This window comes from Comamonas sp. DB36 (assembly GCF_057914905.1).
This window is the reverse complement of record NZ_CP196631.1, coordinates 3,025,368-3,044,549: the sequence shown is the minus strand read 5'-3', so window position 1 is coordinate 3,044,549 and position 19,182 is coordinate 3,025,368. Positions and strand designations below refer to the sequence as shown.

The window sequence follows — 19,182 nt, the reverse complement described above, 5'->3', positions numbered from 1 at the left end:
CTTCTTAGATTGCGTCTGCGCTGCACTCAGGCTGCGCGGGGTGGTTGTTGAGCAGCTGGCGCAGCTCGTCGGGTGAAAGGGGCGGCAGGGCTGCTGGCGCTGGGAGCCCGAGGGCTTCCGCAGATTTGCAGAGCACCCGCTGCGCGATGGCGGGGTGGTAGTAGGTCATGGTGCGAAGAAAGAGCCGCGTGATGCCCGGAAAGAGAGGAGGAGGGAGGACGGAGGAGCCGGGCGCGGCTGAAAACGAGAAACCCAAAAGCGGGCAAAAGGTAGATGGCGGCGGGCCCTCATCTGCCCAGCCTGACCAGTGCGGCGCGTACTTACGCGAGCTGGCTTGACCATCATTGAAGCGGGCTGGGCTTGATTCCAGCTCTTGGCGCCGCGCGTCGCGTTTGTGCATCGCTTCGCTCTACGGTCCCGCGTGTCCATCCACGCCGCCACTTCAATGATGGCCCCGGCATCTATCCAGCCGGGACGGTGTCTGTAAATGGTGTTTATTTAAACAGTGGTGTGATTTTATACAGCTTGCGGATTTGCGCAAACAGTTTTTGTTGAAGATGGCTTCGCTTGAAGCAGCGTCGAGGGTTGTGGTGGGCTTGCGCCCGGGACTTTCACCCTTTGCCGGAGCTGACCCGGTCACGCCATCACGCAGATGCCCTGCGGCAAGACGCCTGCGTGATGGCCCCACCTGGCAGGGGTTCGCAGATCACTATCTGCATCCGTGTGCTGTTCGGCTTGAGGCAGCTTCCCTCTGGATATGGCCCCTGGCATTTGCCCGTGCCAGGCCGCGCGCCTATACGCGGTGATTCCGGGGTGCTGTCAACTGGTTGCCTTGGCGATGGCGGCGCGGGCTTGCTTGCACCAGGCGGGCGCCATGTGACCCTGGCGCTCGAATTGCGCGGTCCAGTCACTGACTACGACCTTCAGCGCCGCCAGCAACTCGTCGCGTTGGCGTTCGGCCTGATCCGCACGCGATTCATTGAGTTGGAATGCATCCGGCGACATGCGGCCCGCCTCGAGCGCATAAATGGGCAACCCCTCGCAGGCATTCCAGCAGGCCGCAAGCCGCGCCATGTTCGCGTCGTTCTCGGTGCGCGAATGGTGTGGCGACTCCTCAGCAATCGGGATGCTGCCGTCTGCGGTGATCAGCCATCCACTGCTGACGCGCAGCCGGCCCGGCGTGTGCTTTGCTTCGCTCATGTCTTGCTCCTTTGAAAACAGAAACAGCCTCCTAAGAAGCTGCTTGTGTTTTCGCCCTGATGTCGCTCAGGGCGCGGCGCCGCGGCTGCGGTTATCTGTCTGTGGCGGCGTCATCTGGTGTAAGAGGGCGGGTGACTCCTCAAACCATCGGCCAACTTTGATCCCGTGCCGGCTGTCGTGCGGCTTTCTACGCCTGCCTGTGACTGGCAGAGGCTGGGCCGGGTCTGCCGGCCTATTGATCTCGCATGTGTGCTCCTTCGCAGCGCAGGCTGCTTGTTGGGATGCTTTCGCCGGCATCGAATCGGCAGTGCTCTGGTCTCACGCGTTGCACTTCTTTCCGCGTGCTTCCTGCCCGTAGGCCTTCGGCTTGCCCTTGGCTGCATAACGCAGGATGGGGGACGGGTTTAACCCGCGCCGCGCGCTGCTGATCACTGCGCCCGGCTATTGCTGTCTCTATGTGGCTGGTGTGATTGAGGGGGGCGGGGTGTGCGCGGCCCCAGTGATGCAGTAGGTAGTCTCCGACTCGACGGACCAAGGTTGAGGGCCAGGCCCTCCTATTTCCTGCGCTGACGGCATACGCACCGATGCCCGCGCGCCCGCCTCCCTCAATCACACCATCTTGTTAAAGGGCCGAGGGGGTCGTTCGATGCCGTGCCACCCATCGCGTGGTGCACAAACCTGCTGCGCTCCTTGGGAGCTGGGCCCGGTGGGCCGGTCGCTGTTTGTGCTGCGATGGATGAATTATGCAAACAAGTTTGCTTGCGGGCAAGCGATATTTGCAAATCAGTTTGCTTTGATTGCAGTTGAATGGCGCTGCCAGCGCATGGGAAACAAAAAAGCCACCCGTAGGTGGCCAATGGAGTTGAAGGTAGATGGTCGAGCCCTAGTGGCCCCCTATGTCACTGGGAAGGGGCGAGGGCCTGTATCCAATCGCGTTCATGAATGATCAGGATGCTGCACCCTTCATCGCGAAGAGCCATTGCGCGAGCGATCTTTAGTCCGTAGGACGTGTTGACCCAGTCGGGCGAAATGTGGCTGCCGACAACTAAGGCATAGAGCTTTTTTGACACCGATGGAGCGGTTTCTAGCCCAGCTTTGAGGGCCAATTGCTCACAGGCATTTCGAGTCCCATACAGGAATTGTCCTGTAAAGCACAGCCTGTGTCCCGGCTGGAAGTTGGGCAATCCGGCGTCGAAGGGGAGTGCGCATACTTCTGGGGAGGCTGAGCCGGTTTCTGAAAAATCGCTGCCGACCAGGGATTGCAGATTCCCAAGCAAGTGCTGCCGTTCTTCTTCGGTGACGTGCCCATCAGCAAGGACTTGGGTTACCAACGCAGCGATGGCGCTACCGGGCCAACTGTTCGTGACAGCTTTGTTTGCCGCAATCCAAGCGCTGAGCATCTGGATTTCCATGTCGTGCAGTTGGCCGTCCGCGACGATACCTGTAACGATGCCGGTGAGAACCTGAGACGCCTTGGTGAGGGCTCGGTTGTCAAGGGTTTTTGCGATGGCTTCGGACATCGTTTTACTCCGTTGGGCTACTAAACAGCTTGCCTGAATCGAACGTGTAGGTGACAGGGACGAGAGTTTTGGTGCAGATCAGCCGAAGCTCTTGCTCGGTATCAAGCTTGAGGTCTTCGCCGCGCAGACCATGCCATGCGGCGACGTACCAAAGGGATCCCATTTTTTTGCGAGTTTTGACTTGCTTTTCCACTCCGCCCTTATATGGCAGGGGCGGCAACTCGCCCTCCAGGGCTCTGTTTGAGAGCGCAGGATCTAAGGCGCGCTTTTCAAGCCCTACGAGCCACGCATTGATGAGGCCTTTGTCAGGCCCGTTGACGCGAGCGGCGAAGTCATCGCTTATGGGCGGTGGGTTTGCGGCTGACGCTGTTACTAGCATGTATTCCCCGTTGCTTTTGAAATTTGGCAAGGCCGACTGCGCGGTGTGAAAGTCAAAGCTTTCGCCCGTTCCAGGCCCATACGACCCGGCCAATGACCCGGACTTCGTGGTCGCCGTTCAGCACGTCCACAGTTTTGATGTTTGCGTTGTCACTGCTGACCTCTAGCGATCCATCCATGCGCATGCGCACGCGCTTGATGTACGTCTTGCTATGCACCTCCAGCACATAGATGCCCTCCATGCTTGACGGATCGCGAGCGCCTGCATCAACCAACAGCACATCACCATCGCTGAATGTTGGCGCCATAGACTCACCGTGGGCATGCATGAAGCGGAGTTCCTGGATGTTTGCTGGCCGGATCTGCTTGTTGATCCAGTGGGCCGATAGCGTCATGTCGCCGACCACATAGTCCGCGTCCAGCACATCATTGCCTGGGCCCATGCTGCCGCGATTGGCCAGCAGCGGGATGCGTACCGAGTCCTCGCTGGACATGTCCACGATGTCGCTGCCCGGTGCATCTATCGCGCCGGGGGCGCTGGCAAGAGATGGCGCGGCCGGATCGAATTTCCCAGCGGCAAGCACCTCTGCGGTGGTCCCCATTGCGGCAGCCAGTGCAGTGATATAGCGCACTGTGCGGAAATCTCGCTCCAGCAATTGCTCGATATTTTGGCGCTTGCACCGCATTGACTCAGGGAGGTCGCGCTGGCGCTTTGCCACTTCTTCGGCAAGTTTTGCTGGAGTGAAGCCCTCATCCTGTGCCGCCATGAAGGCGCGGACCTGATCGGCAATTGTCTGTTTCATTGCAAACAATTTTGCGTCACTTGCTGGCAATCCTGTTTGCCTGATAAACTGCAAACTACTTTGCAAAATCAGGACTCCTATGGAACAGAGAACAGGCATCCAAGAGGCGGTGGACAAATTCGGAGGAAGCCCGGCTCGCCTTGCTGATGCTGTCGGCAACGGTGTGCTTCGCCAGCATGTTGAGCACTGGCTCAAAGTTGGTCGCGTTTCCGCCGAACGCTGCCCCGATGTGTTCGCTGCCACTGGCGTCCCATGCGCGTCCCTGAATGACCGCGTGAACTGGTCGCTGCTTACCGCACCTGCTGTCCAGCCCACCCAGGAGGTCACCCATGGCTGAGCCATACCGCTTTGGCGGCCCCATTCCTGAGTCCGTGACGCGGATGAAGAGACGCCGCGAGTACCGAAGCTCCCAGTTCTGCGCGAACTTGAAGCGTCGCCGCGGCGAGGCATTTGACGAGGAGCGTGCTGCTACAGCTGCCGCGGCGCGTCCTTCAGCTTCTCCCGCAGATGGATCTCCTTGTCCACCCGCTCCATGCCCGCTAGAAGCATGAAGTACGCATCCTCGAACGCGCTCGCGACGATGCCCGGCGTGAACTCCTCGTGCTGGTTCTGCACTTTCGAGAGAAGCGCAGCCGCTAGCGATGCAGTCGGTCCGATCAGTTCCTGTTTCATGTCCGCCCTCCTTGAGGCTTTGGGTTGTGTGAGAACTCCCAGCATAGCCCAGGGTGCGGCGGGCACCTTTTCCTCTCGTTGTTTTGGTTTTCATGCGACGAGTTTCGTTTTCCGCGGCGTTGCCCGCAACGTCCTTTTCTCAGGAGACCGGACATGAACTCCCTTGATGCTTTGCGCCGCATGGTCGCTGGCTACCCCGGTGGCCGTCCCGCCTTGGCTGTGCGCTTGAACAAGTCCGACGAAGTGCTGCGCAAGGAGCTGAGCGGCTCGTCTGCGCACCACAAGATGGGCCTGGCAGATGCTGAAGAAATCGCGACCATGTGCCGCGAGGCTGGCAGCCCTGACGCGCACGCCCTGGGCACTGTGTTTTCGTTTCACGCGGGCATGCTGGCGCTGCCAGCCTCTCCTGTGGGTGGTGGCGCGCGTTGCTTGACCCGCGCCACGGCCACGGCGGTCCATGAAGTCGCCGATGTGCTGCTGGCCGTCACCAAGTCCAAGGCGGACGGCAACGTCAGCGACAACGACCGCGCCGAGGTCATGCGCGAGATTGGCCACACCGTGACGGCTTTGCAGGAGGTGTATGCCGCCCTTGAGGCTGAGCACGCTGCCGACAACGCAAGGAGCCCGCAATGAGCAAGCAACTGCCCTGGCTGCGCTTGTACACGCGCACCGTTGACGACGACAAGCTCAAGCTGCTGGCGTTTGAAGACCGCTGGCACTTCATCGCGCTGCTTTGCCTGAAGGGCGAGGGCCTGCTGGACAAGGGTGATGCGCCTTCCATGCTGATGCGCAAGGTTGCCGTGAAGCTGGGCCTGGACGTGCGCAGCCTGGAGGAGGTGGCACGCCGTCTTGCCGAAGTGGGCCTGATCCACCAAGACACGCTGCAGCCGACGAAGTGGGCCACGCTGCAGATGCGCAGCGATGTGGACCCCACAGCCGCAGAACGCAAGCTGCGTCAGCGTGAGCGGGCCAAGGCGCTGCGAGAGGCAAAAGCCGCCGCCAGCAACCCTGTCACGGATGATTCCGTACCAATCACGGATATGTCACGCGTGACGGGTACGAATGTCACGCGTACAGATACAGATATAGATATAGATAAAGAAGAGACAGTAGAAGAACTAGAAGTTGTTGGTTCGCGTCACGCTGCTGCTGCGCCTTCGGCTTCGCCAGCCCAGCCCGAACCAAAGGGCCGTACCTCGACCACCGGCACACGGCTGCATGCCGACTGGAAGCTGCCAAATCGCTGGGGTCAGTGGGCCATTGCCGAGCGCCCGGAGATGAGCGCGGAGGAAATCCGCCGCCAAGCCGAGATGTTCGCCGACCACTGGCACGCCGCGACGGGCAAGGACGGGCGTAAGGCCGACTGGGAGGCCACCTGGCGCAACTGGATTCGCCGCGCCAACCTGCCGAGGGCCGCTTACCACGGCGCGCAGCAGGGCGGCCAGAACAAGCATGCCGGCGCCCATGCCGCCATCTTCGAGGGAGTGAACCTGTGATGCGCAATATCGCAACCCTGGCAGCACGCGCAACCGAGCAGGCCACGCAGCAGCAGCCCGGCCCCCGCATTGCCTCGCCGCTGGTGCGCAAGCTGTTCGTGATGCTGCATGGCGCCTACGGCAACCAGTTCGCGGGGAAGTTCGCGACGGGCAAGGTCAACACTGACGGCGAAGACCTCGGGACGCGCGCCGCAATGCTGGTGTGGGACTCGGCCCTCAGCCGCTTTGCCGGCGATGTGGTGGAGCTTGCTGCGCGCCGCCTGGTCAAGGACAACCCGAAGTTCCCGTTCAACCTGGGCGAGCTCGAGGCAGTCTGCGAGGCGGCGACACCGCGTCAGGACTTCGCGCAAGAGCAGGGGTTGCCGCGTCTGGCCGCGCCCGTGCTCCAACCCATCGCGGTGACGATCGAGGCTCGGCACGATGGCTGCGACTGGGCCCGGAAGATCCTGGCCCGCGCCCAGGCTGGTGACCGGCTGATCACCCGTGGCGTGCTGGAGCATGCACGCGCCGCGCTGGGCAAAGTGCCTGGCCGAGTGCCGGCGCAGAACGTCAGCAATACCTCGGTTCAAGAAGCGGGAGGCTTGGAATGAAATTGATAGCACTGTGTGGCGCTGCTGGCGCTGGCAAAGACACGGTTGCGGACATGCTGCCCGCGCGCAAGCTGGCGTTTGCCGATGCGCTGTATGCCGAGGTGGCGGCGGCTTTCGGCGTTCCTGTGGACTGGCTCAAGGACCGGGGCAATAAAGAGAGGCCCCAGTCCGTGCTCCGCCTCTGCGACACCTTGGACGGTGGTGCATTCGAGGCGTACCTGGAGGGCAGGGGCGTTCTCTGCGACGACAGGGACTCCGGCAAGCCCCGTAGCCCCCGCCAGATCCTGCAATGGTGGGGTGACTACCGCCGCGCGCAAGACCCGCACTATTTCGTCAAGGCCACCCTTCGCGCGATGCCCCCCGTCTCCCTCGACTCGATGCTGGTCATCACCGATTGCCGCTTCAATAATGAAGTAGCCATGGTGCGCCAGCTCGGCGGTGATATCTGGCAGGTCGTCCGCCCGGGAGTCACGGCCGGCGCGACAGGGCACGCCAGCGACAACGATGGCAGCCAGTTCAACCCGGACCGCGTGATCCTGAATGATGGGACGCTCGAAGACCTGCACATGAAGCTGGAGGGCCTGTGATGCACATGACCCTTGCCACAGCGACGATGAGCAGCCGCGAGATTGCGGACCTGACCGACAAGCGTCACGACAACGTGAAGCGCACGATTGCCGACCTGCACGATGCTGGCCTGATATCCAATCCTCAAATTGAGGCTGGGATGCCTGGTGGCAATGGCGTGCGCGAGTCGCGGTACTTGCTGGGCAAGCGCGACACCCTGGTGGTGGTGGCCCGCCTGTCGCCCGAGTTCACGGCCAAGGTGGTCGACCGCTGGCAGGAGCTTGAGGCCCAGCTGGCGCCGGCCGTTCCGCAGACCATGGCCCAGGCCCTGCGCCTGGCTGCTGAGCAGGCTGAGCAGATGGAGCAGCAGCAGGCTGCGCTGGCGCTGGCAGCCCCCAAGGTCGATTTCGTAGACCGCTACGTCCTGGCCGATGGCGCCAAGGGCTTCCGTGAGGTGGCGAAGCTGCTCAAGGTCAACGAAGCCGAGTTCAGCCAGTTCCTGCAAGACCACAAGGTGATGTATCGCCTGGCTGGTCGCATGACACCATACCAGTGCCATATCGACGCAGGCAGGTTCGTGGTGCGAGCGGGAGTGTCCACTCACAACGCGCACGCCTTCACCGCTGTGAAGTTCACACCCAAGGGCATCCAGTGGACGGCGGGCGAGCTCGCAAAGCACAAGCTGGCTCTGGAAAGCTCGGCCGCATGACGTTTCGCCGCACACGTTGCCCGCACTGCAAGGGCAAGTTGGAGAGCAACCAGCGCATTCACACCGGCTGCATCGACGCTTTCGCCGACGCCCAGGCCGCGAAGGCTGATCGCGCCAAAGCCAAGGCCATGCGAGAAGCTGCCAAGGTCGAGAAGGCTGACATCCGCAAGCGCAAGGAAGCGCTGAAGACCCGCAGCGACTACCTCAAGGAAGCGCAGCAGGCCTTCAACGCTTTCATCCGCGAGCGCGACCGTCAGGCGGGCCATGCCTGCATCAGCTCTGGCCGCCAGCTGGACTGGTCGGGCAACCAAGTCGATGCCGGGCACTACCGTTCCACGGGCGCCGCGCCGCATCTGCGCTTCAACGAAGACAACTGCCACGCCCAGTCCAAGCACGACAACCAGTATCTGGCGGGCAACGCCGTCGATTACCGCATGGCGCTGGTCGCCCGCATCGGCCTGGCCCGAGTGGAAGCGCTCGAGGCTGACAAGTCATCGCCGAAGTGGTCTGCCATCGACCTGCGCAACATCCGAGACACCTACCGCACCAAGACCAAAGAACTGAAGAAAGAAGCCACATGCTGATGAAGACCCGCGACTACATCGACTTCAACGAAGTGAAGCCCGAGCACAACGCCATCCATGAGCGCTTGAACAACTGGAGGCGCTGGGTGCGCGACAGCGGTCGCAGTTGGACGGCGCACCCGATGTGGCGCCACCTGAAAGAGAAGGAAGAGCGCGAGCGCGGTGCAGCTTACGCGCCGCCAGTGAACTCGCTGGACGGGCACCTCATCGAAAAGGCCGTGGCCGCGTTGCCTGAGAAGCACCGCCACGCTATCCGCTGGGTGTACGTGTTCCAAGGCAACCCGCTTGGCGCCGCGCGCGCTGCGGCAGTGTCGAAGGAGCGTCTCGCCGAGCTGATCCGAGAAGGCCGCACGATGCTGGCCAACCGCATGGAGCGGCTTGCAAACTCGATGGATGTGTGATAACGTAGCACCATCGTTAGCAATTGCACAGAACGAACCCGGTTTGCGCCGGGTTTTTTGCGTCTGCGCTGATACCAAAGCCCGCAAGGTTCACACCCTGCGGGCTTTTTCGTTTCATTGGCAGTTCCGGGACGGCCATATTTGGAAGCGGCATTTCCATGGGCGCGCATAGGTGCTAGGCCACGAGTTTGTGCCCGTCAGGAGTTGTGATGACATGACCAACGATGTATTTCCCATCGCGGATTGGTTTGCAACTGCCGCCAGCCCGCGTCATCGCAGCCTTCGCTTGAGGGAGAACGCTCAAGCTTGGATCGTGATGGGTTGTGCTGTAGGCGTCGACTCGCTGCACCAACTGGTCCACATTCACTTGGACCTGAGTCGGAATAGTAGGAATGATGGCCGGATCGTTGAGCTTGTCGCCTGGTTCAATGGCAGGGCAATCGGCATTCTTCATGCCTTCATCGATAGCTTGGAACAGGGCTCTGAAAGGTGCAAATTTCTGAAGGCCCGAGGGTGTGAGTTGCTTGGTCATGATGCTTCGGTGATGAGTGGTTGTTGCGATTGCAGGTCAAGTTTTTGTCGGCGCCAACACCTTTTGAACCGTCGACTGAGACACGCCGAGTCGATTCCCGATGTCAGTTTGTGTCATGCCCAAAGCTCGAAGGGCGTGGATGTTTTGGTCTCGAGCGTTTCGATCGGAGGGCGCGTGAGCAGTCGTGACGCTCAAGCCTGGCCCAACCATCTGACGAGTAATAGTCTGGCCACTGATGTTCGTGGCAGTAACTGTTGCGATGCCGTTGCCTTTGTTCACTTTGACGCTGAAGCGATCAACAGTTGGATCATTTGCAAGATTGGTGGCTAAGTCACTCAGCTGTTGCGCGAGATCGGCTTGAGGCAGGGGTTGCAGTTTGGGCGGGATGCTCATGAGGTACTCCGGTGGCTACGTTGCTCGCATTTTAGCGATGTAATAAAAAAATTATTCAAAATAATTATAAAAATACTGACTATGTCACCACTACACACTATGAAGACCACCCTGCCCATGCTCGATACCCGCCGGGTCCCGACGATGCAGGCGGGCAGCTGGCGCACCAGCGACCAGACGGCGGCACAGCGCGGCTATGGCTACAAGTGGCAGAAGGCGCGCGAGGGCTTCTTACGCTCGCACCCCCTGTGCGTGATGTGCGAGGCCGAGGACCGCGTGACAGCGGCCACGGTAGTCGACCACAAGATCCCGCACCGCGGCGATCAGGCGCTGTTCTGGGAGCGATCCAACTGGCAAAGCCTTTGCGCCACCCATCACAGCAGAGACAAGCAAAAGGCTGAAGCTCGGTTGGGCTAGAGTCCATCTGCAAAGGACAAACCATGGACTACGCCAAACTTCTCGAAGACAGCTACCGAATGGAATCGGTGCATTGCGAAGGCACGCTGACCAGGCTTTGCTATCTGTCTGACAGCATCTTTAACTTCACCACGTACGACCCCGAAATGAGCGAATTGCTCGCACGAAAGGCCTTGGACGTTTGTTCTGCAATCTCCGAAGGCTCCACGTTCGAGTACATCGGCGACCCGGATCGCTATCGTTGGTACGTGCTTCTGATCAATATGCCGTTCTTCGCCGAACGACTGGACTGGGGATCATCCATTCGAGGCGCATGGTGGGGGTCCGTGCAGCCGCCTGTTTCGACATGTGGATTGTGGGATGGCAATGTGCAGCTTGAGTCCATCACGTTTCCGCAGCAGGACTCTGGAGCGGCTGCGTGGCGGGAGTTCATTTCCGCAGCCCTTGCCTTCGCGGCCGAGCCTGCGCCCTCCTGACGCGCGCCAGGGGCATCGGCAGCGGGTCGAGTCCGTCCAAAAGGGAGGGGGTGGGTCAAACCCTGGAGGCCTTCCGGCCCTAGACCGCACTGTTCCTCACGCGCGCAAAATCTCCCCCCTTTTTGATTTAGGAATCAGCAAATGGCAGGCGTAAAAGGTCGCAGCGGAGGCCCGCGCGCCAATGCTGGCGGCGCTCGCCCCGGTGCTGGCCGTAAGCCCAAGGCTGCAAGCGAATCAGCAAATGGTGCTGTGCAAGTAGCGCTGGAGCCTCAAGGACATGGCGGCGCGCTGAAGAGGAAGAAGGCTGTCCCGGTGCCGGCGCCTGCGGGCACTGACATGTTGACGCTGCTGCAAGAAATTGCCCTCGGCTTGAGGGACGCTTCGAACACCCAGGTTCGGGCGGCCATCGCTGCAGTCCAGTACACCCACGCCAAGAAGGGCGAGGGCGGCAAAAAAGAGCAACAGGCGGATGCCGCCAAGCTGGCTGGCGGAGGTCGCTTCGGCTTGAGGGCTGTGAAATGAAGAAATGGACCACCAGCTGCCCTGACTGGGAGCGACGGATTGTGGCGCGCGAATCTTTGGTTCCTGTGTCACCTCTGTTCCCGGATGTGGCGGCAGACGCCATGGATGTGTTTGGCGCTCTACGGATGATGGATGCCGACGGCAGTCCGACGATGGAAGAGGCTTGCCTGCCTTGGGTGATGGATTTGGTGAGAGCGCTGTTCGGGGCATATGACCCGGAGCGCCGACGCCGGCTGATCACAAATTACTTCCTGATGGTCTCCAAGAAGAATGGGAAATCCATGATCGCGGCAGGCGTGATGCTCACCGCGCTCATTTTGAACACCAGGCCGGGGGCTGAATTCCTTATCCTGGCTCCAACGAAGGAAGCGGCCGACAACGCCTACAAGCCCATCCGCGAAATGATCTTGGCCGACGATGAGCTATCGGCCCGCTTTCAGGAGCAGCAGTATTTCAAGACCGTGACGTGCCGGCTCTCGCGCGCCACGTTGAAGGTCGTCGCAGCCGACTCGGCCACGGTGACCGGTAAAAAGGCTACCGGCGTATTCGTGGATGAGTTGCATGAATTTGGCAAGAGTGCCAAGGCGGCTGCAATGCTTACCGAAGCCACTGGCGGCATTACGTCGCGGCCCGAGGGGTTTGTTTTCTACTGCACCACGCAGTCGGAAAACCCACCAGCTGGAGTATTTAAAGACAAGCTGGCGTATGCCAGAAAGGTGCGCGATGGCCAGGTGAGCGACCCGCGCTTTCTGCCCGTCATCTATGAATTCCCCAAGAAGATGCTTGAGGAGAAGGCATATGAAGACCTGGACAACGCGTACATCACGAACCCCAATTGGGGCATCTCAGTTGATGAGGATGTGATTGCCCAAAAGCTGCAGGAGGCTGCGGATGCGGGGGAGCACGCGGTTCGCGACATTCGCGCCAAGCACTTGAATGTGCAAGTCGGCCTGAGCATGGCGGGCGACCGCTGGACCGGCGCTGACTTCTGGGAGCGAAACGGCGACAAGAAGGTGACTCTCGAGTACATCCTGCAGGAATGCGAGGTGGTGACTGCCGGGGTGGACGGTGGCGGGCTGGATGATCTTTTGGGTTTTTCGGTCACTGGCAGGGTTCGTGGCTCTAACCACTGGCTCCAGTGGAATAAAGCTTGGCTGCATCCAATTGGACTGGAGCGCCGCAAATCGCTGGAGTCTCAATATCGCGACTTCGAAAAGGAGGGCGATCTGGTAATCATCAAGGAGATACCGGAGGACGTTGATCAGTTAGCCCAGCTTGTGCTGCAAGTTTACGAATCAGGCTTGCTGTCGCAGGTGGGGCTCGACCCTGAGCGGACACACAAGGTCGTGAAAAAGGCGCTTCAGGATGCGGGCATCCCGGAGGAACTGATTATTGGCATCTCCCAGGGGTGGAAGCTCACCGGCGCGATCAGTGTCGCTGAGCGTGCCCTGGCTGCCGGGGATATGACCCACGCCGCGCAGCCGCTCATGGCTTTCTGTGTTGGAAATGCAAAGGTGGTGCCAGCAGGCAATGCGGTGAACATCACCAAGCAGGCCTCTGGCACCGGAAAGATTGACCCCCTGATGGCGATGCTGAATTCAGTGTCGCTTATGGCCCTGAGTCCAGAAGCCGCGGGCGGCATGGACGACTGGCTCAGCGACCCAATACGGACGGGCAAGGCATGAAACTACAAAAGAAACCGAGCCTTGCGGGCCGCGTGCGCGCGGCCATCGACGGCTGGGTGCGGTCTTTCAGCCTCCGGGACAAGGACCTCTACACCGATCGCGAGATGGACAGCGAGGCCGGTGTGGATGTGACGCCCAAGGCGGTTATGCAGGTGGATGCGGTTTGGAGCTGCGTGCGCCTGATCTCCGAAACCATAGCGACGTTGCCTCTCTCGATCCATGAGCGCACTTCGGCAGGAAAGCGCCTGGCCAGCCAGCATCCTCTGCACTTTGTGATCCACGATCAGCCCAACGCTGATTCGACCGCATCGGTGTTCTGGGAGGCGCTGGTAGCTTCAATGCTGCTGCGCGGTAATGGCCGTGCCGAAAAGCTCTACATCGGCGACAAGCTTGTGGGCCTCTCTTTCCTGGATCCGAACAAGCTGGTGATCACGCGAGACATCAACGGCCGCAAGATTTACCAATATCCACGACCAGACGGAACGCCGCGGCAGATTCCTGCCGCCAGGATCTGGACGATTCCCGGCTTCACGCTGGATGGCGAAACAGGTGTCTCGGTGATTGCTTACGGGGCCAAGGTTTTCGGCGCTGCCATGGCGGCCGAGCGGTCAGCGGCGCGGACGTTCCGCAATGGGATGTTGCCAACGGTCTATTACAAGGTCGCGGCCTTCCTGAAGCCGGAGCAGCGGCGGATGTTCAAGGCAGAGATTCAGGGCTCGGTCGAACGCGGCGAGGCCCCTGTTCTGGAGGGTGGTACGGATGTTGGCTCGGTTGGCATCAAGCCTTCCGATGCCCAGCTACTTGAGTCGCGAGGCTTTTCTGTCGAGTCCATTTGCCGCTGGTTCCGCGTGCCGCCCTGGATGGTGGGGCACACGGAGAAGTCCACCAGCTGGGGGACAGGCATCGAGCAGCAAATGATCGGGTTCCTGACCTTCACCCTGACCCCGTGGCTGCGCCGGATTGAGCAGGCGATCAACAAGGATCTGCTGACGCCGACCGATCGCACGCGCTTTTACGCAAAGTTCGCGGTCGAGGGACTGCTGCGCGCTGACAGCGCTGGCCGCGCCGCCTTCTATGCGGCGATGGTCAACAACGGCATCTTGACGCGTGACGAGGTTCGCGAGCTGGAAGACCGGGAGCCGATGGGCGGAAACGCCGCTGTGCTGACGGTGCAGTCGGCGATGACCACTTTGGATGCGCTGGGGGCGGATGCCTCTGCCTCGCAAACCAATCAAGCCCGCGCAGCCCTCCGGGCGCTGTTGGGATTCAACGAAGAGCCGCAGAAAGGCTGAACCATGAGCATGAAGAATTTGCCGGCGGCCCCGATGGGTCGGCCGAGCGCTAGCCTGCGCTGCGAAATCCTGCCGCGCGCGATGGAGCGCTGGAGCCCCGAGGTTCGGGCAGCGGATCGCGATGACGACCGTTCGATCAGCATTTACGACGCTATCGGTTACGACCCGTGGACGGGCGAGGGCGTAACAGCCAAGCGGGTCGCCGGCGCCCTGCGCAGCCTGGGGAAAGGGCCGGTGACCGTGAACATCAACAGCCCGGGCGGCGACATGTTCGAGGGCCTCGCCATCTACAACCTGCTGCGTGAGCACGAAGGCGAGGTAAACGTAAAGGTGCTTGGCCTGGCGGCTTCTGCAGGCTCGGTCATCGCGATGGCTGGCGACACAGTGCAGATCGCGCGCGCCGGCTTCCTGATGATCCACAACGCGTGGGTCGTGGCCATGGGCAACCGCAACGACCTGCGCGAACTGGCGGCCTGGCTTGAGCCTTTCGATGCTGCGATGGGCGACATCTACGCGGTGCGAACCGGCCTTGAGCCCAAGGCCATTGCCAAGCTCATGGACTCCGAATCCTGGATTGGCGGCGCCGCCGCGGTCGAGCAGGGCTTCGCCGACGAACTGCTGGCCTCCGACCAGGTGGGGAAGGGCGCGGCCAACGCAAGCGCCTCTGCCGTGCGCCGTCTCGAGGCCGCGTTGCGCAACAGCGGCATGCCCAAGAGCGAGGCAATGCGCCTCATCAGCGAATTCAAGTCCAGCGCGGGTGATCCCGCTGGCAGCGGCGAGGGAGATCCCGCCGAGCATGGCCCGCTGGCCGACATCAGCAAGACCGCGGCCTTGGCCGCATCCCTCACTTCCATCCTTTGAAAGCATCACATGCCGCAAATCGAACAAGACATCCAGCAGATCAACGCCAGCCTGAAGACGGTGGGCGATCAGCTCAAGACCCACGCCGAGACGGCGGCCAAGAACGCCGAACTCGGTACGGAAACCCGCGCCAAGGTCGATGACCTGCTCATGAAGCACGGCGAGCTGCAGGCGAACCTCAAGAACGCCGAGCAGGTGCTGGCAAAGCTGGAAGCTAACGGGGCTGGCGGCGACGTGCAGCACCAGTCGCTGGGCCAACAGTTCGTGAACACCGAAGAGTTCAAGGCCTTCGCCGGCAAGACAACGCCGCGCGGGCGTGTGGACATGACGGTCAAGTCGGCCATCACGTCGCTGACCACCGACGCCGACGGCTCTGCCGGCGATCTGGTGCAGACCACCCGAGTGCCTGGCATCGTCTCCATGCCGCAGCGCCGCATGACCGTGCGTGACCTGATCACTCCCGGCAATATGGACGGCAATGCGCTCGAGTACGTCAAGGAAACCGGCTTCACGAACAACGCGGGCATGGTGGCCGAAGGCGCCAAGAAGCCCGAGTCCTCGCTGAAGTACGACCTGATCAGCACCACTGCCAAGGTCATTGCGCACTACGTGAAGGCGTCCCGCCAGATCCTGAGCGATGCTTCGCAACTGGCCAGCCTGATCGACGGACGCCTGCGCTACGGCTTGGCATTCAAGGAAGAGCAGCAGCTGCTCAATGGCGATGGCACCGGCCAGAACCTGCTGGGCATCATTCCCCAGGCGACCGCTTATTCCGCTCCGTTCGATCCTGCCGGCACGGAAACCAATATCGACATGATCCGCCTGGCAATGCTGCAGGCCTTCTTGGCCGAGTACCCGGCGACGGGGCACGTGATGAATCCGGTCGACTGGGCGCGCATCGAACTGCTCAAGGACACGACGGGCCGCTACATCATCGGCAATCCGCAAGGCAGCATCGGCGCCACCCTTTGGAATCTGCCGGTGGTTGAAACCCAGGCCATCCCGGTGGACAAGTTTCTGACCGGCGCTTTCAAGATGGGTGCTCAGGTCTTTGACCGTTGGCAAGCGCGAGTCGAAGTCGCCACCGAGAACGAAGACGACTTTGTGAAGAACATGGTCACGATCCTGGCCGAAGAGCGGCTGGCGCTGGCTGTGTATCGCCCTGAAGCGTTCATCTACGGCGACTTCGGCAACGTGACCTGATGGCTGGGCCTGCTTCGGCGGGCCTGCCCATCTCCATCGGGAGAATCTCATGCTCATCAAATTCAAAAAGCCGGACCCGCGCGCCGGCATAACGGCTCGCATGGATAGCAGCCGCGGTCAGCAGTTGATCGATGCTGGCTCAGCCGACGCTGTGCCGGAGGGTGCCGATGGCGCGCGTTTCGCAGATGCGCGCGCGGCGCTGGATATTGCACTTCGCCAGTTGCCCGGTGGCAACGACGATCCCGACTATGTGGCGCGCGCGATGCGTAACCACTTTGGAGCGGTGTTCACGGATGCCGACGAGGCCAAGGTGCGCGAAGTGGTCTTGGCGCCGCAAGTGACTCCCGTCGAGCCTGCAGCGGTCGCAGATGCCCCTGAAATCTCGCAGCCCGAGTCGCACGCAGAATCTACCGCGCCCCAGGAAAACGAGCCGCCCACGCCGGCTAAGCCCGCGCGAGGCAGAAAGTGAGCCTCATCGACCTGGATACAGCAAAGCTGCATTTGCGGGTCGATGACGATGCGGAGGATGCGCTTATCGGGCTGTACATCGAAGCTGCCGAAACTGCAGCGGTCGACTTTCTGAATCGCAGCGTGTACGCCACGCCGGCAGATATGGAAGCCGCCGCTGAGCCGGTGGAGGCGATGCCTATGGTGGCCAATGCAGCGGTACGCGCCGCCGTTCTGCTGATCCTGGGTCATCTTTATGCGAACCGCGAGGATGTGGTGGCCACGGCGGCCAACAAGCTGCCGATGGGTGCGCATTCTTTGCTGTACCCGCACCGCGTTGGACTGGGGGTGTGACATGCAGGCCGGCTCCCTGAAAGACCGCATCACCATCCAGCGGCACACGCAGGCCAAGGACGAGTGGGGCACGCTGATTCCTGGCTCTGAAGCCTGGGAGGAGCTCGCAAAGGCTTGGGCCGATGTGAAGCATCCGTCAGGTCTGGGTGCCATCAAGGCTGACGCAGATGTTTCCATCGTCCGAGCGTCGATCCGCATCCGGCGCCGCACTGACGTTGACGCCGGCATGCGCGTGCTGTTCGGCGCCGGGGTCTACGACATCAAGGCCGTGCTGCCCGGTCCTGCCCGGGACTATGTGGATCTTGTCTGCACAAAGGTGACGTGATGGCTTTGAAAGGGGACAGCACCTTCAGCATGGGCATGGACACCAGCGATCTGCTGGGGTATCTGGATGACCTTGGCGATGGGGCGGAAGAGGCGATTCGTCCTGCCGCCCAGGCAGGCGTGCAGGTGCTCTATGAGCGGGTGAAGCTCAATGTCCAAGCTTTGGGCCGACATACCGGCAACCTGGATCGCTCCATCTACCAAGCCTTTAGCCCGGAAAACTCCGTGGATGGGCAGCGAGCGCAGTATCAGGTGAGTTGGAACCACACCAAGGCGCCTCACGGCCACCTGGTCGAGTACGGCTACCTGCAGCGCTACCGCTACTACCAGGACAGCCAGGGTCGCGTGCGGCCGATGGTTCGGCCTGGCATGGATGGAGCCAGGCGCCCGGGTCGCGGTGCGTCCCAGGCCCAGAAGGATGCCTACTACGTGACGCTGCCGACGCCGAAGCAGGTGCCGGGAAAGGCGTTTACCCGAAATGCAGCGTCGGCCATGAACGAGGCCAGCAAGGCTGCGGCGGCCGAGTTGTGGCGCCGATTGTTTGAACAGGGGGCCTACTATGGCGCTTGAATCCGACCTGATGGCCAAGCTGCTGACTTCCTGTCCCCGTGTCCACATCGGCACCGCGCCGTTCGGCACCACCATGCCCTATGTCACTTGGCAGCACATCGGCGGCGAGCCGCTGGAGTGGCTGGACAACACCGTTGCCGACAAGCGGAGTGCGCAGATCCAGATCAACACCTGGGCCGCGACACCACTGCAGGCATTCCAGCTGATCCAGACCATTGAGGCCACGCTGCGCGCGGCAATGCCCGCGCTCATCGCGCGCCCGCTTTCCGAGCCGATCGGGGCCTACGACGACGCCGACACAGCTTCGGGCTACCTGCAGAGCTACACCATTTTGGGCGATCGGTAGACCGCCCGCGAATCTCCGCCGCCCTGGCGGTTTCCTTGCCCGCTTGGGCGCAATCTCCAACCCGCTTCGGCGGGTTTTTTCATTTCCGAAAGGCCCACCATGGCATATACCGTTCCGGACGGCTCGAAGCTGTTCATCTCTACCGTGTACGCAGCAGCGATTGCCGTGACCGCGGTGTCCAACGCCAACCCTGCTGTCGCGTCCGCTGCGGCACACGGCCTGGCCAACGGCAAGGAGTTCATCCTGACTTCTGGTTGGGATGACGCGAACAATCGCGTGTTCCGTGTGGCAAACACGGCCGCGGGCACCTTCGCCATCGATGGCCTGGACACCACCAACGAAAACCGCTTCACCCCTGGCGGCGGCATCGGTTCCGTTCTGCCCATCACCACCTGGCAGGAAATTCAGCAGGTGCTGAACCCTTCCAGCTCGGGCGGCGAAGCCCAGTTCGCTGAAGTCGCGCCGCTGGCCAGCATGAACACGTTCCAGATCCCCACGGGCTTCTCGGCGACCAGCATCACCATCCCCATCGGCGATGACCCCAGCCTGCCAGGCTACAAGGCGCTGAAGAAGGCGTCCGAAGATCGTCTGCTGGTAGCGCTGAAGGTGCTCAAGCCCAACGGCAACGTGAACTACTTCTACGGCTACGTGGCGCTGAACGAAATGCCTTCCCTGACCAAGGGGCAGGTCGACACCGTTACCGCTGCTTTTGCGCCGCAAGGCCGCACGACCCGCTACGCCGCATAACGCCGGCACCCTCTGCACCGACGCAGCCGCTTCGCTCCTTTCAGCGGGGCGGGCGGCTGCGCACGGGCTTCTTTTCTCCACCCGCTGAAAGCT

The 19,182-nt window shown here is 61.5% G+C and carries 29 protein-coding genes; 21 read left to right on the top strand and 8 right to left on the bottom strand.

All coding sequences use genetic code 11. The features are described 5' to 3' along the window. Positions 1–4: 4 nt before the first annotated feature. The 5 genes from ACSVDO_RS14245 to ACSVDO_RS14225 form a co-directional block, all read right to left on the bottom strand. A complete protein-coding gene (locus tag ACSVDO_RS14245; RefSeq protein WP_489592948.1) occupies positions 5–169 on the bottom strand; it encodes a hypothetical protein in 165 nt (54 codons plus the stop codon). Positions 170–819: 650 nt separating this feature from the next. Further along, complete coding sequence (locus ACSVDO_RS14240; protein WP_489592947.1) at positions 820–1,200, bottom strand: hypothetical protein; 381 nt, start codon at positions 1,198–1,200, stop codon at positions 820–822. An 899-nt stretch (positions 1,201–2,099) separates the two neighbouring features. Next, positions 2,100–2,720, bottom strand: a complete 621-nt coding sequence (locus tag ACSVDO_RS14235; protein WP_489592945.1) for a BRCT domain-containing protein — start codon at positions 2,718–2,720, stop codon at positions 2,100–2,102. Positions 2,721–2,724: 4 nt separating this feature from the next. Continuing rightward, positions 2,725–3,129, bottom strand: coding sequence for a hypothetical protein (locus tag ACSVDO_RS14230; RefSeq protein WP_489592943.1), 405 nt, complete (start codon positions 3,127–3,129; stop codon positions 2,725–2,727). Positions 3,130–3,151: 22 nt separating this feature from the next. Beyond that, the gene (locus ACSVDO_RS14225) at positions 3,152–3,901 is read right to left on the bottom strand and encodes a S24 family peptidase (RefSeq protein ID WP_489592941.1); all 750 of its coding nucleotides are present in this window, start codon (positions 3,899–3,901) and stop codon (positions 3,152–3,154) included. A 79-nt stretch (positions 3,902–3,980) separates the two neighbouring features. On the opposite strand from ACSVDO_RS14225, the gene ACSVDO_RS14220 reads away from it, so the two are divergent. Continuing rightward, a complete protein-coding gene (locus tag ACSVDO_RS14220; protein ID WP_489592940.1) occupies positions 3,981–4,238 on the top strand; it encodes a YdaS family helix-turn-helix protein in 258 nt (85 codons plus the stop codon). Positions 4,239–4,369: 131 nt separating this feature from the next. On the opposite strand, the gene ACSVDO_RS14215 is transcribed toward ACSVDO_RS14220, so the two are convergent. Further along, positions 4,370–4,573: a hypothetical protein gene (locus ACSVDO_RS14215; protein ID WP_489592938.1), complete on the bottom strand. Its 204-nt coding sequence runs from the start codon at positions 4,571–4,573 to the stop codon at positions 4,370–4,372. Positions 4,574–4,726: 153 nt separating this feature from the next. Between ACSVDO_RS14215 and ACSVDO_RS14210 the strand changes: the two genes are divergently transcribed. Genes ACSVDO_RS14210 through ACSVDO_RS14180 form a run of 7 tightly spaced genes read left to right on the top strand, consistent with a single transcriptional unit; the run spans position 4,727 to position 8,920 of the window. Beyond that, positions 4,727–5,206 (top strand): phage regulatory CII family protein, encoded by a 480-nt coding sequence (locus ACSVDO_RS14210; protein ID WP_489592936.1) that lies wholly within the window; start codon positions 4,727–4,729, stop codon positions 5,204–5,206. Continuing rightward, positions 5,203–6,069 carry a hypothetical protein gene (locus ACSVDO_RS14205; protein WP_489592934.1) on the top strand — a complete coding sequence of 289 codons (867 nt, stop codon included), beginning with the start codon at positions 5,203–5,205 and terminating at the stop codon, positions 6,067–6,069. The genes ACSVDO_RS14210 and ACSVDO_RS14205 overlap by 4 nt, the downstream gene beginning before the upstream one ends. Further along, positions 6,066–6,659 carry a hypothetical protein gene (locus tag ACSVDO_RS14200; RefSeq protein ID WP_489592932.1) on the top strand — a complete coding sequence of 198 codons (594 nt, stop codon included), beginning with the start codon at positions 6,066–6,068 and terminating at the stop codon, positions 6,657–6,659. Before ACSVDO_RS14205 ends, ACSVDO_RS14200 begins: the two co-directional genes overlap by 4 nt. Further along, entirely contained in the window at positions 6,656–7,246 is a 591-nt protein-coding gene (locus ACSVDO_RS14195; protein ID WP_489592931.1) for a deoxynucleotide monophosphate kinase family protein, read from the top strand. The genes ACSVDO_RS14200 and ACSVDO_RS14195 overlap by 4 nt, the downstream gene beginning before the upstream one ends. Next, a complete protein-coding gene (locus ACSVDO_RS14190; RefSeq protein ID WP_489592930.1) occupies positions 7,246–7,935 on the top strand; it encodes a phage antirepressor KilAC domain-containing protein in 690 nt (229 codons plus the stop codon). Before ACSVDO_RS14195 ends, ACSVDO_RS14190 begins: the two co-directional genes overlap by 1 nt. Then, a complete protein-coding gene (locus ACSVDO_RS14185) occupies positions 7,932–8,519 on the top strand; it encodes a recombination protein NinG (RefSeq protein WP_489592928.1) in 588 nt (195 codons plus the stop codon). Before ACSVDO_RS14190 ends, ACSVDO_RS14185 begins: the two co-directional genes overlap by 4 nt. Continuing rightward, entirely contained in the window at positions 8,513–8,920 is a 408-nt protein-coding gene (locus ACSVDO_RS14180) for a hypothetical protein (RefSeq protein ID WP_489592926.1), read from the top strand. The genes ACSVDO_RS14185 and ACSVDO_RS14180 overlap by 7 nt, the downstream gene beginning before the upstream one ends. A 175-nt stretch (positions 8,921–9,095) precedes the next feature. Here the strand turns inward: ACSVDO_RS14180 and ACSVDO_RS14175 are convergent, their stop codons facing one another. Then, positions 9,096–9,452: a hypothetical protein gene (locus ACSVDO_RS14175; protein WP_489592924.1), complete on the bottom strand. Its 357-nt coding sequence runs from the start codon at positions 9,450–9,452 to the stop codon at positions 9,096–9,098. Positions 9,453–9,488: 36 nt separating this feature from the next. Further along, positions 9,489–9,845 carry a hypothetical protein gene (locus ACSVDO_RS14170; protein WP_489592922.1) on the bottom strand — a complete coding sequence of 119 codons (357 nt, stop codon included), beginning with the start codon at positions 9,843–9,845 and terminating at the stop codon, positions 9,489–9,491. 99 nt (positions 9,846–9,944) lie between these two features. Between ACSVDO_RS14170 and ACSVDO_RS14165 the strand changes: the two genes are divergently transcribed. The 13 genes from ACSVDO_RS14165 to ACSVDO_RS14105 all read left to right on the top strand — a co-directional run bounded on the left by ACSVDO_RS14165 (position 9,945) and on the right by ACSVDO_RS14105 (position 19,089). Continuing rightward, complete coding sequence (locus ACSVDO_RS14165; RefSeq protein WP_489592921.1) at positions 9,945–10,262, top strand: HNH endonuclease; 318 nt, start codon at positions 9,945–9,947, stop codon at positions 10,260–10,262. A gap of 23 nt (positions 10,263–10,285) precedes the next feature. Further along, complete coding sequence (locus ACSVDO_RS14160; protein WP_489592920.1) at positions 10,286–10,738, top strand: hypothetical protein; 453 nt, start codon at positions 10,286–10,288, stop codon at positions 10,736–10,738. 336 nt (positions 10,739–11,074) lie between these two features. Then, positions 11,075–11,260, top strand: a complete 186-nt coding sequence (locus ACSVDO_RS14155; protein WP_489592919.1) for a hypothetical protein — start codon at positions 11,075–11,077, stop codon at positions 11,258–11,260. Further along, the gene (locus ACSVDO_RS14150; RefSeq protein WP_489592917.1) at positions 11,257–12,945 is read left to right on the top strand and encodes a terminase large subunit; all 1,689 of its coding nucleotides are present in this window, start codon (positions 11,257–11,259) and stop codon (positions 12,943–12,945) included. The genes ACSVDO_RS14155 and ACSVDO_RS14150 overlap by 4 nt, the downstream gene beginning before the upstream one ends. Then, entirely contained in the window at positions 12,942–14,237 is a 1,296-nt protein-coding gene (locus ACSVDO_RS14145; RefSeq protein ID WP_489592596.1) for a phage portal protein, read from the top strand. The genes ACSVDO_RS14150 and ACSVDO_RS14145 overlap by 4 nt, the downstream gene beginning before the upstream one ends. 3 nt (positions 14,238–14,240) lie before the next feature. After that, positions 14,241–15,098: a head maturation protease, ClpP-related gene (locus ACSVDO_RS14140; protein ID WP_489592594.1), complete on the top strand. Its 858-nt coding sequence runs from the start codon at positions 14,241–14,243 to the stop codon at positions 15,096–15,098. A gap of 9 nt (positions 15,099–15,107) precedes the next feature. Continuing rightward, a complete protein-coding gene (locus ACSVDO_RS14135) occupies positions 15,108–16,301 on the top strand; it encodes a phage major capsid protein (protein WP_489592592.1) in 1,194 nt (397 codons plus the stop codon). 49 nt (positions 16,302–16,350) lie between these two features. Then, positions 16,351–16,770: a hypothetical protein gene (locus ACSVDO_RS14130; RefSeq protein WP_489592915.1), complete on the top strand. Its 420-nt coding sequence runs from the start codon at positions 16,351–16,353 to the stop codon at positions 16,768–16,770. Then, positions 16,767–17,102 carry a head-tail connector protein gene (locus ACSVDO_RS14125; RefSeq protein ID WP_489592913.1) on the top strand — a complete coding sequence of 112 codons (336 nt, stop codon included), beginning with the start codon at positions 16,767–16,769 and terminating at the stop codon, positions 17,100–17,102. Before ACSVDO_RS14130 ends, ACSVDO_RS14125 begins: the two co-directional genes overlap by 4 nt. Before the next feature lies 1 nt (position 17,103). Beyond that, the gene (locus tag ACSVDO_RS14120) at positions 17,104–17,427 is read left to right on the top strand and encodes a phage head closure protein (RefSeq protein ID WP_489592911.1); all 324 of its coding nucleotides are present in this window, start codon (positions 17,104–17,106) and stop codon (positions 17,425–17,427) included. After that, the gene (locus ACSVDO_RS14115; protein WP_489592909.1) at positions 17,427–17,996 is read left to right on the top strand and encodes an HK97 gp10 family phage protein; all 570 of its coding nucleotides are present in this window, start codon (positions 17,427–17,429) and stop codon (positions 17,994–17,996) included. Before ACSVDO_RS14120 ends, ACSVDO_RS14115 begins: the two co-directional genes overlap by 1 nt. Next, the gene (gp17, locus tag ACSVDO_RS14110) at positions 17,986–18,342 is read left to right on the top strand and encodes a tail completion protein gp17 (RefSeq protein WP_489592907.1); all 357 of its coding nucleotides are present in this window, start codon (positions 17,986–17,988) and stop codon (positions 18,340–18,342) included. The genes ACSVDO_RS14115 and gp17 overlap by 11 nt, the downstream gene beginning before the upstream one ends. Positions 18,343–18,441: 99 nt before the next feature. After that, the gene (locus tag ACSVDO_RS14105; protein ID WP_489592905.1) at positions 18,442–19,089 is read left to right on the top strand and encodes a phage tail protein; all 648 of its coding nucleotides are present in this window, start codon (positions 18,442–18,444) and stop codon (positions 19,087–19,089) included. Positions 19,090–19,182 lie beyond the last annotated feature (93 nt).

Bases quoted from the DNA above. Each gene is read 5' to 3' on its own strand.
- ACSVDO_RS14180 (WP_489592926.1), top strand. From the start codon at position 8,513: ATGCTGATGAAGACCCGCGACTACATCGACTTCAACGAAGTGAAGCCC.
- ACSVDO_RS14220 (WP_489592940.1), top strand. From the start codon at position 3,981: ATGGAACAGAGAACAGGCATCCAAGAGGCGGTGGACAAATTCGGAGGA.
- ACSVDO_RS14195 (WP_489592931.1), top strand. From the start codon at position 6,656: ATGAAATTGATAGCACTGTGTGGCGCTGCTGGCGCTGGCAAAGACACG.
- ACSVDO_RS14160 (WP_489592920.1), top strand. From the start codon at position 10,286: ATGGACTACGCCAAACTTCTCGAAGACAGCTACCGAATGGAATCGGTG.
- ACSVDO_RS14115 (WP_489592909.1), top strand. From the start codon at position 17,427: ATGGCTTTGAAAGGGGACAGCACCTTCAGCATGGGCATGGACACCAGC.
- ACSVDO_RS14170 (WP_489592922.1), bottom strand. From the start codon at position 9,845: ATGAGCATCCCGCCCAAACTGCAACCCCTGCCTCAAGCCGATCTCGCG.
- ACSVDO_RS14215 (WP_489592938.1), bottom strand. From the start codon at position 4,573: ATGAAACAGGAACTGATCGGACCGACTGCATCGCTAGCGGCTGCGCTT.
- ACSVDO_RS14245 (WP_489592948.1), bottom strand. From the start codon at position 169: ATGACCTACTACCACCCCGCCATCGCGCAGCGGGTGCTCTGCAAATCT.
- gp17 (WP_489592907.1), top strand. From the start codon at position 17,986: ATGGCGCTTGAATCCGACCTGATGGCCAAGCTGCTGACTTCCTGTCCC.
- ACSVDO_RS14190 (WP_489592930.1), top strand. From the start codon at position 7,246: ATGCACATGACCCTTGCCACAGCGACGATGAGCAGCCGCGAGATTGCG.
- ACSVDO_RS14205 (WP_489592934.1), top strand. From the start codon at position 5,203: ATGAGCAAGCAACTGCCCTGGCTGCGCTTGTACACGCGCACCGTTGAC.
- ACSVDO_RS14120 (WP_489592911.1), top strand. From the start codon at position 17,104: ATGCAGGCCGGCTCCCTGAAAGACCGCATCACCATCCAGCGGCACACG.
- ACSVDO_RS14155 (WP_489592919.1), top strand. From the start codon at position 11,075: ATGTTGACGCTGCTGCAAGAAATTGCCCTCGGCTTGAGGGACGCTTCG.
- ACSVDO_RS14210 (WP_489592936.1), top strand. From the start codon at position 4,727: ATGAACTCCCTTGATGCTTTGCGCCGCATGGTCGCTGGCTACCCCGGT.
- ACSVDO_RS14235 (WP_489592945.1), bottom strand. From the start codon at position 2,720: ATGTCCGAAGCCATCGCAAAAACCCTTGACAACCGAGCCCTCACCAAG.
- ACSVDO_RS14105 (WP_489592905.1), top strand. From the start codon at position 18,442: ATGGCATATACCGTTCCGGACGGCTCGAAGCTGTTCATCTCTACCGTG.
- ACSVDO_RS14130 (WP_489592915.1), top strand. From the start codon at position 16,351: ATGCTCATCAAATTCAAAAAGCCGGACCCGCGCGCCGGCATAACGGCT.
- ACSVDO_RS14185 (WP_489592928.1), top strand. From the start codon at position 7,932: ATGACGTTTCGCCGCACACGTTGCCCGCACTGCAAGGGCAAGTTGGAG.
- ACSVDO_RS14150 (WP_489592917.1), top strand. From the start codon at position 11,257: ATGAAGAAATGGACCACCAGCTGCCCTGACTGGGAGCGACGGATTGTG.
- ACSVDO_RS14175 (WP_489592924.1), bottom strand. From the start codon at position 9,452: ATGACCAAGCAACTCACACCCTCGGGCCTTCAGAAATTTGCACCTTTC.
- ACSVDO_RS14240 (WP_489592947.1), bottom strand. From the start codon at position 1,200: ATGAGCGAAGCAAAGCACACGCCGGGCCGGCTGCGCGTCAGCAGTGGA.
- ACSVDO_RS14165 (WP_489592921.1), top strand. From the start codon at position 9,945: ATGAAGACCACCCTGCCCATGCTCGATACCCGCCGGGTCCCGACGATG.
- ACSVDO_RS14225 (WP_489592941.1), bottom strand. From the start codon at position 3,901: ATGAAACAGACAATTGCCGATCAGGTCCGCGCCTTCATGGCGGCACAG.
- ACSVDO_RS14140 (WP_489592594.1), top strand. From the start codon at position 14,241: ATGAGCATGAAGAATTTGCCGGCGGCCCCGATGGGTCGGCCGAGCGCT.
- ACSVDO_RS14135 (WP_489592592.1), top strand. From the start codon at position 15,108: ATGCCGCAAATCGAACAAGACATCCAGCAGATCAACGCCAGCCTGAAG.
- ACSVDO_RS14145 (WP_489592596.1), top strand. From the start codon at position 12,942: ATGAAACTACAAAAGAAACCGAGCCTTGCGGGCCGCGTGCGCGCGGCC.